The organism is Streptomyces sp. iso_384, assembly GCF_056172905.1.
Window position 1 is genome coordinate 7,881,448 of sequence record NZ_JBWBTT010000001.1, and the last position, 15,221, is coordinate 7,896,668.

Here is a 15,221-nt window from a genome sequence, read left to right on the forward strand (position 1 = left end):
GGACCCGCCCGGCCGCAGGGCTCCGGAGGGCGCGTCCCGGTGGCCCGGGGGGCGCGTCCGGCCGGTGCGGTGTGTGCGCCCCCGGTCCGTTACATCCCCCGCGAACAGGCGCAACAAGCACGGTTGCGGACGGAGCCTGATCTTCCGGACCTGCCGTACGGACGAGGGGGGTGCAGTGCGATGATGTCCCGGCCATGTCCACGCCTCTCGCACGCGCCGGAGCCGGTCTGCGGCTCATGAGGGCCGCGGTGTTCACCGCGGTCTGCGTCGTGCTGTCCGCGGCCGGGCACGCGTTCGCCGCCGGAACGGCCGTCCCCGCGTGGACCCTGCTCGCCGGATTCCTCGGCGTCCTCGCCGTCGCCGCCGTCCTCGCCGGACGGGAACGTTCCCTCGCGGGGATCGTGGGCGCGCTGGCCGGCGGACAGATCCTCCTGCATGTGCTCTTCGCGTACGGCAGCCACGGCAGGACCCCGGCCGCCGACGGCATGTCCACGGGCGGCGACAACCCGCTCATCCGGTTCGCCGCCGGCCTCGTGTGCGGTGAGGCGCCGGCAGGGCTGAACGCGGCCGACGCCCATCGCATCGTCTCCTCCGCGGGCATCGACCCGTCGACGCTCGCGGGGTCCCACGACCATCTCGCGGCAGGCGGCGGAGCCGGAGCGGCGAACGCCGCGTCGGCGGCCACAGACGGCGCATCCGGCATCGAGCAGGTCTGCGCCGCGGTCTCCGCGATGCTGCCGAGCCTGCCGATGTTCCTGGCCCACGTCCTCGCCGCGCTCGCCACCGGCTGGCTGCTGCGCCGCGGCGAGATCGCCCTCTTCGGGCTGGCCCGGCTCTCCGCCCACAGCGCCCAGGCGCTGGCGGCCGGGGCCCGGCTGCGGTCCCTGCGGGCCGCGCTCGCCCTCGTCCGCGCGCTGCGGGCCGGGGCACGCGAGCAGCTCATGGCCGGGCAGCGCGTTCCCCGGCACTCCGACGACGTACCCGTACCGGCCGCCGGAGACCCTCTGCAACACCTGGTGATCAGGCGCGGGCCGCCGGTCCCGTACGCCCTCGCAGCCTGACGCGACGCCTCCACCGGGCCTCGCGGGCCGTTCGCGCACGTTGCTGTGCACGCGGACTCCCGCGCGGAACCGCACCGCGAGGTGTCGCGATGCCGCCGCGCATCCGCGCGCCGGACCACCGTGTTCCGTTTCCCTGTGGAGATTCCTGCCATGAAGCTTTCCCGTATCGCCCTCGCCGGCGGCGTCGCCGCGTCCACCGTCCTGCTGATCGCCGGCCCGGCCGCCGCCCACGTCAGCGTCCAGCCGGTGGGCGAGGCCGCCAAGGGCGGATACGCCACGCTCAACTTCAAGGTCCCCAACGAGCGCGACCAGGCCTCGACGGTGAAGCTCGAAGTGAACTTCCCGGCCGACCACCCGCTCTCCTCCGTCACCCCGCAGGCCGTTCCGGGCTGGAAGATCAAGATCGACAAGAGCAAGATCGACAAGCCCCTCGAAGTGCACGGCAAGAAGATCACCGAGGCCGTCTCCAAGGTGACCTGGACCGCTGACGACAGCGAGATCGCCCCCGGCTACTTCCAGCAGTTCCCGGTCTCCGTCGGCGCACTTCCCGAGGACGCCGACCAGCTCGTCTTCAAGGCGATCCAGACGTACGACAACAAGGAAGTCGTCCGCTGGATCGAGGAGCCCACGGCGGGCGGCGAAGAGCCCGACAGCCCGGCCCCGGTCCTGAAGCTGACCGCCGCCTCCGACGACCACCACGGCGGCGCGGCCGACGACGCCAAGGAGGCCGACGACCACAAGGCCGCCGACACCGAGGCCTCGGCCAAGGAGAGCAGCACCGCCGCGTCCTCCTCCTCCAGCGACACCACCGCCCGCACCCTGGGCATCATCGGCATCGTCATCGGTGTCGCCGGTGTCGCGTTCGGCGTGCTCGCCGGACGCCGCCGCTCGGCCTGACCGGCCGAATCCCTCACCCGCACCACGTTCAGGACACCTCTTCCATGCGCAACAGAAAAGCAGTGACGGCCGTGGCGTTCGCCGCCGCGGCCGCACTGGCCCTCTCCGCCTGCGGCTCCGGTGACGACAAGGCGGGCTCCTCGGCCGTCGCCGACGTCAGCGCCGCGCCGCAGGACAAGGCCGCGACCGTCCTCGACCAGCCGTTCACCAAGCCGAACCTCGTCCTCACCGACACCCGCGGCAAGGAGTACGACCTCCGCGAGGCGACCAAGGGCAAGCCGACCCTCATCTACTTCGGCTACACGAACTGCCCCGACGTCTGCCCGCTGACCATGAGCAACATCTCCCTCGCCAAGCGGGAGCTGCCCAAGGCCGACCAGGACAAGCTCCGGGTCGTCTTCGTCACCACCGACCCCGAGCGCGACACCCCCGCCTCGCTCGGCAAGTGGCTCTCCGCCCAGGACCCCACCTTCACCGGCCTCACCGGCGACTTCCCGACCATCCAGGCCGGGGCGCGGCAGATCGGCATCGGCATCGACGCGCCGAAGAAGGAGAAGGACGGCACCGTCGTCTCGATGCACGGCGCCCAGGTCATCGCCTTCTCCCCGAAGACGGACGAGGGGTACGTGCTCTACGGCGAGGACACCACCGCCGAGGAGTACACCAAGGACCTCCCCAAGCTGATCAAGGGGGAGACCCCGTGAACCGCCGCCGCACGGCTCTCGCCGGCGTCCTCGCCCTCACCACGGGGCTGACGCTGGCCGGATGCTCGTCGGACAGCGGGTCGGGCAGCGAGCCGGAGCTGAAGGTCACCGGCGCGTTCATGCCCCAGCCGGTCAGCGACATGGCCGCCGGATTCCTCGTCGTGCAGAACAGCGGCGGTACCGGGGACCGGCTCACCTCGGTGACCAGTCCGCTCTCCGACGACGTCACGATCCACGAGACGAAGAACCAGAAGATGCGCGAGGTCTCCTCGTTCGAGGTGCCCGCGAACGGCGAGCTCGATCTCGAACGCGGTGGCAACCACATCATGTTCATGAAGCTCAAGCAGAAGCCCAAGCAGGGCGAGAAGGTCTCCGTCGAGCTGCACTTCGAGAAGGCCGACCCCATCACGGTCGACCTGCCGGTGAAGGAAACCACCCACAACCCGAAGAAGCAGTGAGGGACTGAAGCGATGTCTGCCACCGCCCCGTACCCCGGACCGTCCCCGACACGACGGCCTGTCGCCGCCGCCGCGCTCCTCGCCGCGCTGATCAGCCTGGTGTTCGGGCTGCTGCTGGCCGGCGCGGGCCCGGCGTCCGCGCACGCCGCCCTCACCGGGAGCGACCCGCAGGACGGGGCGGTGGTGGGCACCGCGCCCAAGGAGGTCACCCTCAGCTTCTCCGAGGCCATCGCCGTGGGCGACGACTCCATCCGGGTCCTCGACCCCAGCGGCAAGCGCGCCGACACCGAGGCCGAGCCGAAGGACCTCTCCGAGGGCGGCACCGTCCGCTACGGCGTCGCGCTCCACTCCGGTCTGCCGGACGGCACCTACACGGTCGCCTGGCAGGCCGTCTCGGCCGACAGCCATCCGATCTCCGGCGCCTTCACGTTCTCCATCGGCGCCCCGTCCGAGACCACGGTCGCGGTGCCCACCCAGGAGGCGGGCGGCGGCCCGGTCGGCGTCGTCTACGACATCGCGCGCTACGCCGCGTACGCCGGATTCGTCCTGCTCGTCGGCGGCGGCGCGTTCGTCCTGATCTGCTGGCAGCGCGGCGCGGCCGCCCTGCCGATGCAGCGGCTCGTGGTCCGCGGCTGGCTCACACTGACCGCGACGACCCTCGCCATGCTGCTGCTGCGCCATCCGTACACCGGCAGCGGGAAGTTCGCCGACGCCTTCGACCTCGCCGGACTGCAGTCCGTCCTGGACACCAAGCCCGGCGCCGCCCTCGTCTCCCGCCTCCTGCTGCTGGGCGCCGCCGCGCTCTTCATCGCCGTGCTGTTCGGCACATACGCCCGGCGCGAGGACGAGCGCGAGAAGAAGGACCTCACCTTCGGCCTCGCGGTCGGCGGCGGCGTGGTCGCGGCGGGCATCGCCGCCACCTGGGCGATGTCCGAACACGCCTCGACCGGCATCCAGACGTCGATCGCCATGCCGGTGGACGTGGCGCATCTGCTGGCCATCGCCGCCTGGCTCGGCGGACTCGCCTCGCTGCTGGTGGCGCTGTACCGGACCCCGGACATCGGGAGCGCCGCCGTACGACGCTTCTCCGCGGTCGCGTTCACCAGCGTCGTGGTCCTGGCGGCGACCGGGATCTACCAGTCCTGGCGGCAGGTCGGCTCCTGGTCGGCGCTGACCGGGACGCGCTACGGGCAGCTGCTGATCCTCAAGGTGGCGCTGATCGGCGTCCTGCTCGCGGTCGCCTGGTTCTCGCGGCGCTGGACGGGGCGGCTGACGGACCCGGCGGCCGCTTCGGAAGAGGCTTCCGAGGAGGTGCCCGAGTCCGAAAGCACCTCAGCCGATGTCGACCCCGAGCGCGCCGCGCAACTGGCCCGGCAGCGGGCCGTCGTGACCGCGACGAAGAAGAAGCGGATACGGGACGCCGACCCGGAGCGCTCCGGACTGCGCCGCTCGGTGCTGGCCGAGGCCGCCGTCGCCGTCGTCCTGCTGGCCGTCACCACCATGCTGACGTCCACCGAACCGGGCCGTACGGAGGAGGAGGCCGCGGGCGGCGCCCCGTCCGCGAGCGCTCCCGCCGCCGGGGGACCGGTCAACCTGAGCATGCCGTTCGACACCGGCGGCCAGAACGGCAAGGGCACCGTCCGGATCGACATCGAACCCGGCGGCACCGGCTCCAACGATCTGCATGTGTGGATCGACGGCAGCGACGGCAAGCCGATGGACGTCCCCGAGCTGAAGCTGGCCCTGACCCTGGAGTCGAAGGACATCGGCCCACTGCCGGTCGTCCCGGACCGGCTGGCGGAGGGGCACTGGTCGGCGAGCGGGGTACAGATTCCGATGGCCGGGGACTGGAAGATCGACGTGACGGTACGGACGTCGGACATCGACCAGGTCACCATCGACAAGAACGCGAAGATCGGCTGAGCACGGTGAGCAAGATCAGGAAGCAGGCCCCGGACGGGACCGCCACGACCGTCTCCCCGGGCGGCGGCGACGGTGCCGCCGCCACCGGCGTATCGCGGCGGCGGCTGCTGGGCACCGCGGGCGCGGCGGGCGCCACCGGGCTGGTGCTGGGAGCCGGAGGCGGGGCCGCCGGGTACGCCGCCACCCGCCCCGAGGAGCCGGCCGCGCTGACGACCGTCGGGGCGACCGAGGCGATGTTTCACGGGAAACATCAACCGGGGATCACCACTCCGCTTCAGGCCCGGGGCCATCTCGTCGCCTTCGACCTGGTGGCGGGCGCGGGGCGCAAGGAGGCGGCGGCGCTGCTGCGGCGCTGGTCCGCGGTGGCGAAGGAGCTGATGGCGGGCCGCCCGGCGGCGGGCGGCCCGGACGGCCCCGGGCACGACACCGGGATCGCCCTGGACGCCGGGCCGTCCTCCCTGACCGTCACCTTCGGCTTCGGCCGTACGTTCTTCGCGCGTACGGGTCTGGCCGACCGGCTGCCCGCGGCGCTCGACCCGCTGCCCGCGTTCTCCGCCGACGCACTCGACGCCAAGCGGTCCAACGGCGATCTGTGGGCGCAGATCGGCGCGGACGACGCGCTGGTCGCCTTCCACGCGCTGCGGGCCCTCCAGAAGGAGGCCGCGGGCACGGCACGGGTGCGGTGGCAGATGAACGGCTTCAACCGCACCCCCGGCACCACCGCCCGGCCGATGACCGCCCGCAACCTGATGGGCCAGATCGACGGGACCGGCAACCCGAAGCCCGCCGACGAGGACTTCGACCGGCGCGTGTTCGTCCCCGCCTCCCCCGGGAAGCCGCAGGAGTGGATGGAGGGCGGTTCGTACGCCGTCGTCCGCCGGATCCGGATGCTCCTGGACGACTGGGAGAAGCTTCCGGTGGAGCGCCAGGAGCGGGTCATCGGGCGGCGCAAGGCGGACGGGGCGCCGCTGAGCGGGGGCACCGAGACCACGGAGATGGACCTCGACAAGGCGGGCCCGGACGGCCGGCTCGTGATCCCCGACAACGCCCACGCCCGGATCTCCTCACCCGAGAAGAACGGCGGGGCCGCCATGCTGCGCCGCCCGTTCTCGTACCACGACGGCATCGCGGAGGACGGCACCCCGGATGCCGGGCTGCTGTTCGTCTGCTGGCAGGCGGACCCGTTCCGGGGCTTCGTACCGGTGCAGCGGAAGCTCGACCGGGGCGACGCGCTGTCACCGTTCCTCCGGCACGAGGCGAGCGGGGTGTTCGCGGTCCCGGGCGGGGCGGCGGAGGGCGAGTACGTCGGGCAGCGGCTGCTGGAGTCGTAGAGCGGCGAGTGCGTGGGGCCGCGCTGCAGTTCGTCCCAGGCCAGGCGGTGGACGGCGAGCTGGAGCGGGTCGGCCGTGCGGTGGCGGGTGGTGGGGCAGCGGCTGCTGGAGTCGTGGGGCACTCCGGGAGGTTCGGGCCCGCATTCTGAGACAGCGCGGCGGGCCTCGCGAGGCGCATTAGGGTGACCGTATGTCAGCCACGCGCTACGCCTATCTCGGCCCCGAAGGCACCTTCACCGAGGTCGCCCTCCGTACGCTCCCGGAAGCCGCCACCCGGGAACTCGTCCCGATGGTGTCCGTGCCGGCCGCCCTGGACGCCGTACGCAACGGCGAGGCGGCGGCGGCGCTCGTGCCGATCGAGAACTCCGTCGAGGGCGGCATCACCGCGACGCTGGACGAGCTGGCCGGCGGGGAACCGCTGATGATCTACCGCGAGGTGCTGCTCTCCATCACCTTCGCGCTGCTGGTACGGCCCGGGACCAAGCTGTCGGACGTCAAGACGGTCACCGCCCACCCGGCCGCCCAGCCGCAGGTGCGCAACTGGATGGCGGAGAACCTGCCGGGCGCCCTGTGGGAGTCGGCGGCGTCCAACGCGGACGGGGCCCGGCTGGTCCAGGAGGGGCGGTACGACGCCGCGTTCGCCGGTGAGTTCGCCGCCGCCACCTACGGCCTGGAGCCGCTGGTGACGGAGATCCATGACGCGGAGAACGCCCAGACCCGCTTCGTCCTGGTGGGCCGACCGGCCCGGCCCTCCGCACCGACCGGCGCGGACAAGACCTCCGTGGTGATCTGGCTCGGCGACGACCACCCCGGCGCGCTGCTGGAGCTGCTCCAGGAGTTCGCGGTGCGCGGCGTCAACCTGATGCTGATCCAGTCCCGCCCGACCGGTGAGGGCATCGGCAACTACTGCTTCGCCGTGGACGCGGAGGGGCACATCGCGGACCGGCGGGTCGGGGAGGCCCTGATGGGGCTGAAGCGGATCAGCCCGAAGGTGCGGTTCCTCGGTTCCTACCCGCGGGCGGGCGTCTCGCCGGACGAGGTGCGGCCGCTGCGGGCGGGCACATCGGACGCCGCGTTCACCGAAGCCTCCGACTGGCTGGCGCGCAGCCAGGACGGCCGGATCTGACGGAAGTCCTCCGGTAGCCGGGCTCCGGGGCGACCTTCTTGCGCGCTCCGCAGCGGTGCGATCTACGGATAGTCACGCACTCCGGAGAGTTATCCACAGGAAGGGGGCTCACCCTGGGGACAAGTCGACACTGCAATGCGACATCGTCGACAAATCAACCCAGTCGCCCCAGAGCCGTCCACAGATCCGCGAGGCGACGCGAGTCGCCGCGTGTCACCTCAATTACCTTGATCAACTCTTTGAAGTGGCGAATTCCCACCCGAATGAGTGCGCGGAACGGGTTTGGCCGGAGATTCCGTGGGCCTTCGCCCGACTTCCGGAACAATGCCCTCCGGCATCCACAGAACTTCCACACAGCCTGTGGATAACTATTCCGACATCGCCCTCCCTGTGGACAACAGCGGCCGACGCGCCCCCAACTCCCGCCCCGGTCAAGGCCGGTACGTCAAGGCAAGCCGCACCTTCTGCCCTGTTCAGGGGAGTTAACCACCGTTATTGACGGCCCTTCCCCCCACTCCGGCACCGCCGCCGTCCACGATTCCCCCTCAGAAATATCAATTCCGGCAATTCGGTCATAGTGACACGCTCGGCAATATCGGTTCGAGTGCGAGAACCGCGCACCGGTAGCCTGGGGGGGTGATTGACCTTCGCCTGCTTCGTGAGGACCCCGACCGTGTTCGCGCCTCCCAGCGCGCCCGTGGAGAGGACGTCGACCTCGTCGACGCCCTGCTCTCCGCCGACGAGCTGCGCAGGTCGTCCGGCGTCCGCTTCGACGAACTCCGCGCCGAGCAGAAGTCGCTCGGCAAGCTGATCCCCAAGGCCACCCCCGAGGAGCGCACCGAGCTCCTCAAGAAGGCCGAACAGCTCAAGGCCGACGTCAAGGCGGCCGACGCCGCCCAGGGCGAGGCCGACGCGGACGCCAAGCGGCTGCTGCTCCAGCTCGGCAACATCGTCCACGAGGACGTGCCGGTCGGCGGCGAGGAGGACTTCGTCGTCCTGGAGACCCACGGCACCATCCGCGACTTCGGCGCCGAGGGCTTCGAGCCCAAGGACCACCTGGAGCTCGGCGAGGCGCTCGGCGCCATCGACATGGAGCGCGGGGCCAAGGTCTCCGGCTCGCGGTTCTACTACCTCACGGGCGTCGGCGCGCTCCTGGAGCTCGCCCTCGTCAACGCGGCGATCGCCCAGGCCACCGAGGCCGGCTTCGTCCCGATGCTGACCCCCGCGCTGGTCCGCCCGCGCGCCATGGAGGGCACCGGCTTCCTCGGCCAGGCGTCGGAGAACGTGTACCACCTGGAGAAGGACGACTACTACCTGGTCGGCACCTCCGAGGTCCCCCTCGCCGCGTACCACATGGACGAGATCATCGACGCCGACAAGCTGCCCCTGCGGTACGCCGGGTTCTCCCCGTGCTTCCGCCGCGAGGCCGGCACGTACGGCAAGGACACCCGCGGAATCTTCCGCGTCCACCAGTTCGACAAGGTCGAGATGTTCTCGTACGTCGACCCGGCGGACGCCGAGGCCGAGCACCGCAGGCTCCTGGAGTGGGAGAAGCAGTGGCTCACCGCCCTCGAACTGCCCTTCCAGGTGATCGACGTCGCCACCGGTGACCTCGGCGCCTCCGCCTCGCGGAAGTTCGACTGCGAGGCGTGGATCCCGACGCAGGGCAAGTACCGCGAGCTGACCTCCGCGTCCAACTGCGACGGCTTCCAGGCCCGCCGCCTGTCCGTCCGGATGCGCGAGGGCAAGAAGGTCCAGCCGCTGGCCACGCTGAACGGCACGCTCTGCGCCGTACCGCGCACGATCGTGGCGATCCTGGAGAACCACCAGCTCCCCGACGGCTCGGTCCGGGTGCCCGAGATGCTCCGTCCGTACCTGGGCGGACGCGAGGTCCTGGAACCGGTCGCCAAGTGACCTTCCCCTACAAGCTCGTCGCGACCGACCTCGACGGCACGCTGCTGCGCGAGGACGACACGGTCTCCGAGCGCACCCGCGAGGCACTGGCCGCCGCCACCGCGGCCGGCGCCGCGCACATCATCGTCACCGGACGCGCGGTCCCCTGGACCCGGCACATCCTGGACGATCTCGGTTACGAGGGGCTCGCGGTCTGCGGTCAGGGCGCGCAGGTCTACCACGCGGGCGAGCACAAGCTGCTGACCTCGCTGACCCTGGACCGGCAGCTCGCCGGTCTCGCGCTCTCCAAGATCGAGGCGGAGGTGGGCCCGCTGCACCTGGCGGCCAGCCGCGACGGGCTGGAGGGCGAGGTGCTGGTGGGGCCCGGCTACCGGGTCCAGGAGGGGCCGCTGCCGTACCTCTTCGTGGACGACGCCTCCGAGATGTGGACCGCCCCGCTCAACAAGGTCTACATACAGCATCCGGAACTGGACGACGACGCGCTGGCGTTCGCGGCGCGTTCGGCCGTCGGCAGCCTGGTCGACGTGGTCATGGCCGGGGCCGGCGTGGTCGAGATCCTGCCGCTGGGCCTGAGCAAGGCGACCGGCCTTTCGCTGGCCGCCCGCCGCCTCGGCGTGAAGGCCGCCGACACGATCGCCTTCGGTGACATGCCGAACGACATCCCGATGTTCGGCTGGGCCCACCACGGCGTCGCCATGGCCAACGCCCACGACGACCTGAAGGCCGTCGCCCACGAGATCACGGCGTCCAACGAGGACGACGGCATCGCGGTGGTGCTGGAGGAACTGCTCCGCACGGCGGCCGTCCGGTAGGACGTCCAGTCCCTGCGCCCCGACAGCGCGACAGCGGCCCCGGCACCGTACCCACGGTGTCGGGGCCGCTTCGCTCAGCGCTGCCCGCGCGGCCCGTTACGGCGGCGCAGATCCTTCAGCTGCCCGGCGAAGGCGTCCATCCGCCCGTCCATCCGCACGACGTCCTGCTGCACGTCCGTCAGCCGCAGGCTCATCGCCCCGACCACCTGGTGCGTCATCTCCACCTTCCGGTCGAGGCTGTCGAGCCGCTCCGACATCCGCATCAGCACCGGCCCCAGCTCCTGCAGCGCACTGCCGACGCCGGTGAGGCAGCTCTCGATGCGCGTGACGCGCTGGTCGAGGGAGGCGTACTGCGTGCGCAGCTCCTCCTCGGCGTCGAGGAGGTAGGTGCGCACGCAGCGAGCGATGTCGCTGTCGCGAAGAAGCATCGCGATGTTGAGGACGGTTCGGCGGGTGTAGAGGGTCAGCTGCGTGACTGCCTGTGGATAACCTTCCCACCCCTCTCCCTCCCATAGGGACAACATGTCCCTATGGAAGACTCGCAGCTCAGCGCCGCGCAGCAGGGTGAGGCCGTTCTCCTCGACCTCCGCCCGGTGCCGCTGCGTCACCTTCTTCACGACCTCTGTGGATACTTCGAAGTAACGAGCCACGTCCTCTGTGCGAACGTGAATTCCGTCCGGGAGCATGACAAGGCTCTTCACCTTGTCGAGGACGTCGACGCGCCCCATCTGCTCGCCGCGCAGCGCGCGCGATTCGAGCAGGGCGACTTCCGTGGGCATGGGTGTGCCTTTCGTACGAGGGAATGACGAGGACGGCCCACACCCCGGGCTTCAGGGGTGGAGGACGCTCACGGTTGCCACTCACTCGATGACCGGTCCGGCGGGCTGAGCCTCACCCGGCGCCGGCACTCCCCGATTTCACGATCGCTACGACGCCACGGATTCCAGTTGCCTCCACGCACCCTGCCCAACGACCCGATAAACGTACGGTTACGCGCACACCTGTCCGGTCATACGACGACCCCCGCCCTCTTCAGGAAGGGCGGGGGTCGTCCGGGCGTACGCGCTCTCAGGCTCTCAGGCACTCAGGCACTCAGGCACTCAGGCCGGAAGCCTCACTCCTCGCCCGCCAGCTTCAGCACCCGCAGCTTCTGGCCCGCATACCAGGTGGCGGCGACCGTGACCGCGACCAGCAGCACCGTGGCGAGCGGCAGGCCGACCTCCGAGGTCACCGCGCCCTCGCCCGCGACCTTCTGGGCGACCGCGAGCGACCACTGCTGGACGCTGAGCGTCCGCGCACCGGCCACCAGGCTGCCGAAGAGGGCCTCCCAGACCAGGGCGTAGACCAGGCCTAGGACGACCGCGTGCCGGCTGACCGTGCCGAGCAGCAGGAACAGGGCGCTGTACGCGATCGAGGCGACCAGCGCCGCGATCGTGTAGGCGACGGCGATCTGCTGGCCGTTGCCGTTGAGGATCAGGCCCGCGAGCAGCGTCGGCAGGGCGGAGAACACCATGGTCACCGCAATGGCCACGATCAGCTTGGTGAAGATGATCGTGGGCCGCTTCACCGGCTTGGCGAGCAGGTAGACGATCGAGCCGTCGTCGATCTCGGGGCCGATCGCCCCGGTGCCCGCGATCACGCCGATCAGCGGCACCATCGTGGCGATGGCGAAACCGCCGAGGACGTTCGAGGCGACCTGGTCATCGGCCCCGGCGAACATGCGCACGGCCGCGGCGATGACCAGCAGCAGCGCGGGCAGGACGAACAGGATGGCGGCCCGGCGCCGGCCGAGCAGGGCCCGGTAGGTGAGCCGGGCGACTGTGGGGTCGTACATGACGGTGCACAGCTCCTTTCAGGCCACTACTCAGGCCGCTACGAGGTAGGAAAAGACCGATTCGAGGGACTCGTCGGACGGTGAGACGGTGAGCAGCCGGATGCCCTGCTCACGGGCCACCTTCGGGAGCAGTTCGGTGAACCGCCCGAAGTCGACGGCCTGGATGCGCAGCGCCTTCTCGGTCAGGTCGACCTCGATGCCGGCTGTGGACGGGTCGGCGATGAGCGCGGCCGCCAGGGCCCGGTCGTCGCTGGAGCGCACCAGATAGCGGTGCGGCCGGTCCTTCATCAGCCGGCGGATCTTCCGGAAGTCGCCGGACGCGGCGTGCCGGCCCGCCACGATCACCTCGATGTGCGAGGCCAGCTGCTCGACCTCTTCGAGGATGTGGGAGGAGAACAGAACCGTGCGCCCCTCGGCCCCCATCCGCCGCAGCAGCTCCATCAGCTGCATCCGCTGGCGCGGGTCCATGCCGTTGAACGGCTCGTCCAGCAGCAGCACCGAGGGTTCGTGGACCAGCGCGGACGCCATCTTCACGCGCTGGCGCATGCCCTTGCTGTACGTGGAGATCTTGCGGTCCTGCGCGTACTCCATCTGCACCGTGGCGAGCGCCTTCTGCGCCTCGGCCCCGCCCAGACCCTGGAGTTCGGCGTTGGCGACGACGAACTCCTTGCCGGTGAGGAAGTCGTACATCCCCTCCCGCTCCGGGACGATGCCGATCTCCTTGTAGACGGCCTCGTTGCGCCAGATCGGCCGTCCGTCGAGCGTGACCTTCCCCGTCGAGGGGGCGAGGAATCCGCCCATCATGTTGATGAGAGTGGATTTTCCGGCGCCGTTCGGGCCGAGGAGTCCGGTGACGCCGGGCCCCACGGTCATGGAGACGTCGTTGACGGCGACCACATTGCCGAACCAGCGCGAGGTGTGGTCGATCTCGATGGTGGTCACAGCCCGGCCCTCCGGTAGCGGCGCATCAGGACGGCGTACGAGCCGGCGACGAGCGCGAGAACAGCGAACAGGTAGACCACACCGGTGCCGGCCCCCGGGCCTTCCCCTCCGGGGAAGGCGGAGGTCGCGCCGAGGAACGCGGTCTGGATGCCGTCGATCAGCGTGATCGGCGAGAACAGGCCGAGCCACTGCACGGCGCCTTCCGACCCGGTCTCCCAGGCGATGGCCTGAATCGTGGAGACGGCGCCGTAGGTGATGGTCAGGAGGGCGATCACCGCGGCGACGCCGAAGCCGCGCCGCGGGGTCAGGGCGGCCATCACGAGGCCGAGCCCGGCGAACAGCACGGACAGCAGCGCCACCGACACCAGTCCCTGGCCGAACCACATGGTCTGGTCGGCGAAGTCGAACTTCGCGAGCAGCGAGCCCACATAGAGGATGAGCAGCGGTGCGCCGGTGAGGATGAAGAGCGCGGTCGCGGTGGCGGCGAACTTCGCGAGCACGTAGTCGGCGCGTTCGATGGGCCGCGAGAAGTACAGCGGCACGGTCTTGAAGCGGAGGTCCCTGGAGACCGCCTGCGGTGCCTGGGCGGCGATGAACAGGCCGATGACGGCCTGGAGGTAGATCGCGTACGAGGTGTACTTGACCACCAGCTTGGTGGCGTCCGGCGCGGCCATGGAGACCGCCACCAGGATCGCCGCGACCAGCGCCATCACGCCGAACAGCAGCATGGGCAGCACCTTGGACTTGGCGGAACGGCCCAGTCCGAAGGAGCCCCGCAGGGTCTGCGAGAACAGGGAGCGGCGGGCGTAGGCCCGGCCGAGCCGCGGCCCGTCGTAGGAGCGGTAGCCGATGTTGTGGATCCGGGAGGCCTCGCGCCCGGCCGCGGCCTTGGTCTCAGCGCTCATCGCGACCGCTTCCCTTCTGCTGGACGACCTGCTGAGCGGGCTGCGGTACGGCCTGTTGCGTGGCCTGTTGTACGGAGCCGACGGCGGCCGGGACGGCGGCGTGCGCCGCGTCCTGTTCGGTACGGAAGACCTCGGCGATGTGGTGGCGGCGCTGTTCCATGCGGACCAGGCCGAGCCCGAGCCCGGCGACGCTGTCGCGCACCAGGTCGTACGTCTCCTCGCCCACCGCCTCGATCAGCAGGATGTGGCCCGCGCCCGGCAGCCCCTGGGTGTCGATCCCGTCGAGGCCGATGAGCGTGACCCCGGCGTCGGTGAGGGCCTTGCGCAGTGCGCCGGTGCCGTCGGGGTGGGTGTCGCTGTCCGTCACCTCGACCGCGAGGGTCGCGGTGGTCTGGGTGAAGTCACTGGTGGAACTGGAGCGCAGGAGCGTTCCGCCGTCGATGACGACGACGTGGTCGCAGGTGCGTTCCAGCTCGCCCAGCAGATGCGAGGTCACCAGCACGGAGATGCCGAAGTCGGTGTGGATCCGGCGGATCAGGCCGAGCATCTCGTCCCGGCCGACCGGGTCCAGACCGTTGGTCGGCTCGTCGAGCAGGACCAGCTGGGGGTCGTGGACGAGGGCCTGGGCCAGCTTCACCCGCTGCTTCATGCCGGTCGAGTAGCCGCCGATCGGGCGGTAGCGCTCCTCGTAGAGGCCGACGTGGCGCAGGGTGTCGGCCGTGCGCTCGCGGGCCGCCGTGGGCGGCAGCCCCGACATGCGAGCCATGTGCACGACGAACTCGGTGGCCGAGACGTCGGGCGGCAGGCAGTCGTGCTCGGGCATGTACCCCACCCGTTCCCGGATGGCGGCGCCGCTGGTCGCGACGTCGAGCCCGAGCACTGCGGCCCGGCCTTCGGTGGCGGGGGAGAGACCCAGCAGGATCTTGATCAGTGTGGACTTGCCGGCTCCGTTGGAACCCACCAGACCGGTCACACCCGGTCCGATGTCCAACGTGAGCCGGTCAAGCGCGGTCACCCGGGGGAACCGCATGCTCAGGGCTTCGGTAGCGATTACGGCTGTCACGGAAGAGACGTTAGTGGCGCGGACCACAGAGGTCGTCAGCCCTGACGGCTGGATCCGCGTCAGACTCCAGGCGTACACGCCCGTAGGGGGAGGCGCCATGGACCCGCCGCGGAGCCGGCGTTGTCCACAGGCCGTTGTCCACAGGCCGTGCACACCCCTTGACGCAGCCGCCGGACATTGTCACATTCATCAGTGTCACGTTACGGGCACGTACCGCACACGGCAGGGAACGGACGGTGGCATGACGGGAA

At 70.7% G+C, this 15,221-nt stretch carries 14 protein-coding genes; 9 read left to right on the forward strand and 5 right to left on the reverse strand.

Annotation, left to right across the window (positions count from 1 at the left end):
* Positions 1-194: 194 nt before the first annotated feature.
* The 9 genes from AC0VY3_RS35810 to AC0VY3_RS35850 all read left to right on the forward strand — a co-directional run bounded on the left by AC0VY3_RS35810 (position 195) and on the right by AC0VY3_RS35850 (position 10,226).
* Positions 195-1,061 carry a hypothetical protein gene (locus AC0VY3_RS35810; RefSeq protein ID WP_475551591.1) on the forward strand — a complete coding sequence of 289 codons (867 nt, stop codon included), beginning with the start codon at positions 195-197 and terminating at the stop codon, positions 1,059-1,061.
* A 150-nt stretch (positions 1,062-1,211) separates the two neighbouring features.
* Positions 1,212-1,958, forward strand: a complete 747-nt coding sequence (locus AC0VY3_RS35815) for a YcnI family copper-binding membrane protein (RefSeq protein ID WP_475551592.1) — start codon at positions 1,212-1,214, stop codon at positions 1,956-1,958.
* Between the two features lie 44 nt (positions 1,959-2,002).
* On the forward strand, positions 2,003-2,662 hold the full coding sequence (locus AC0VY3_RS35820) for an SCO family protein (RefSeq protein WP_103511463.1): 660 nt from the start codon (positions 2,003-2,005) through the stop codon (positions 2,660-2,662).
* Positions 2,659-3,120 (forward strand): copper chaperone PCu(A)C, encoded by a 462-nt coding sequence (locus AC0VY3_RS35825; protein ID WP_103511464.1) that lies wholly within the window; start codon positions 2,659-2,661, stop codon positions 3,118-3,120. Before AC0VY3_RS35820 ends, AC0VY3_RS35825 begins: the two co-directional genes overlap by 4 nt.
* Positions 3,121-3,132: 12 nt before the next feature.
* The gene (locus AC0VY3_RS35830; protein WP_475551593.1) at positions 3,133-5,043 is read left to right on the forward strand and encodes a copper resistance CopC/CopD family protein; all 1,911 of its coding nucleotides are present in this window, start codon (positions 3,133-3,135) and stop codon (positions 5,041-5,043) included.
* 5 nt (positions 5,044-5,048) lie between these two features.
* Positions 5,049-6,374, forward strand: a complete 1,326-nt coding sequence (efeB, locus tag AC0VY3_RS35835) for an iron uptake transporter deferrochelatase/peroxidase subunit (protein ID WP_475551594.1) — start codon at positions 5,049-5,051, stop codon at positions 6,372-6,374.
* A 190-nt stretch (positions 6,375-6,564) separates the two neighbouring features.
* A complete protein-coding gene (pheA, locus tag AC0VY3_RS35840) occupies positions 6,565-7,500 on the forward strand; it encodes a prephenate dehydratase (RefSeq protein ID WP_103508928.1) in 936 nt (311 codons plus the stop codon).
* 636 nt (positions 7,501-8,136) lie between these two features.
* Complete coding sequence (gene serS / locus AC0VY3_RS35845; RefSeq protein WP_103508927.1) at positions 8,137-9,414, forward strand: serine--tRNA ligase; 1,278 nt, start codon at positions 8,137-8,139, stop codon at positions 9,412-9,414.
* Complete coding sequence (locus AC0VY3_RS35850; RefSeq protein ID WP_103508926.1) at positions 9,411-10,226, forward strand: HAD family hydrolase; 816 nt, start codon at positions 9,411-9,413, stop codon at positions 10,224-10,226. Before serS ends, AC0VY3_RS35850 begins: the two co-directional genes overlap by 4 nt.
* Before the next feature lie 74 nt (positions 10,227-10,300).
* On the opposite strand, the gene AC0VY3_RS35855 is transcribed toward AC0VY3_RS35850, so the two are convergent.
* From AC0VY3_RS35855 to AC0VY3_RS35875, 5 genes are all read right to left on the reverse strand, one after another.
* Complete coding sequence (locus AC0VY3_RS35855) at positions 10,301-11,005, reverse strand: hypothetical protein (protein WP_242743306.1); 705 nt, start codon at positions 11,003-11,005, stop codon at positions 10,301-10,303.
* A 335-nt stretch (positions 11,006-11,340) separates the two neighbouring features.
* The gene (locus tag AC0VY3_RS35860; RefSeq protein ID WP_103508923.1) at positions 11,341-12,060 is read right to left on the reverse strand and encodes an ABC transporter permease; all 720 of its coding nucleotides are present in this window, start codon (positions 12,058-12,060) and stop codon (positions 11,341-11,343) included.
* Between the two features lie 30 nt (positions 12,061-12,090).
* Complete coding sequence (locus tag AC0VY3_RS35865; protein ID WP_030077348.1) at positions 12,091-13,002, reverse strand: ABC transporter ATP-binding protein; 912 nt, start codon at positions 13,000-13,002, stop codon at positions 12,091-12,093.
* Entirely contained in the window at positions 12,999-13,907 is a 909-nt protein-coding gene (locus tag AC0VY3_RS35870; RefSeq protein ID WP_103508922.1) for an ABC transporter permease, read from the reverse strand. The genes AC0VY3_RS35865 and AC0VY3_RS35870 overlap by 4 nt, the downstream gene beginning before the upstream one ends.
* A complete protein-coding gene (locus AC0VY3_RS35875; RefSeq protein ID WP_475551796.1) occupies positions 13,897-14,937 on the reverse strand; it encodes an ABC transporter ATP-binding protein in 1,041 nt (346 codons plus the stop codon). The genes AC0VY3_RS35870 and AC0VY3_RS35875 overlap by 11 nt, the downstream gene beginning before the upstream one ends.
* Positions 14,938-15,221 lie beyond the last annotated feature (284 nt).